At 66.6% G+C, this 533-nt stretch carries 1 protein-coding gene; it reads left to right on the forward strand.

All coding sequences use genetic code 11. From position 1 onward, the window contains the following. Positions 1–533 (forward strand): SIS domain-containing protein (locus AC06FD_RS20425; protein ID WP_478078731.1); only part of this gene is annotated, 533 nt, incomplete at both ends.

Below are 533 nucleotides of genomic sequence, written 5' to 3' on the forward strand. Positions count from 1 at the left end.
AACTTCGTCGCCTCGGACGTCTCGGCGATCATCTCGGCCACGCGCCGGGTGATCTTCCTGGAAGAGGGCGACACCGCCGACGTGCGCCGCGACGGCGTGCAGGTGTACGACGAGCACAACCAGCCGGTGGACCGTGGCGTGCACCTGTCCGACGTGTCGCTGGCGTCGCTGGAACTGGGCCCGTACCGCCATTTCATGCAGAAGGAAATCCACGAGCAGCCGCGCGCGCTGGGCGACACCATCGAGGCGGCGATCGACGCCGGTGGCTTCCCGGCCGAGCTGTTCGGCAAGAACGCCGAACGCGTGCTGGCCGGCATCGAGGGCGTGCAGATCCTCGCGTGCGGCACCAGTTATTACGCTGGCCTGACCGCGCGCTACTGGATCGAATCCATCTCCGGCCTGCCGTGCAGCGTGGAGATCGCCAGCGAGTACCGCTACCGCGCCGCGTATGCCAACCCCAGGCACCTCATCGTCACCATCTCCCAGTCCGGTGAAACCCTGGACACGATGGAGGCACTGAAGTACGCCAAGTC

This window comes from Stenotrophomonas sp. Steno-Z1 (genome assembly GCF_056393175.1).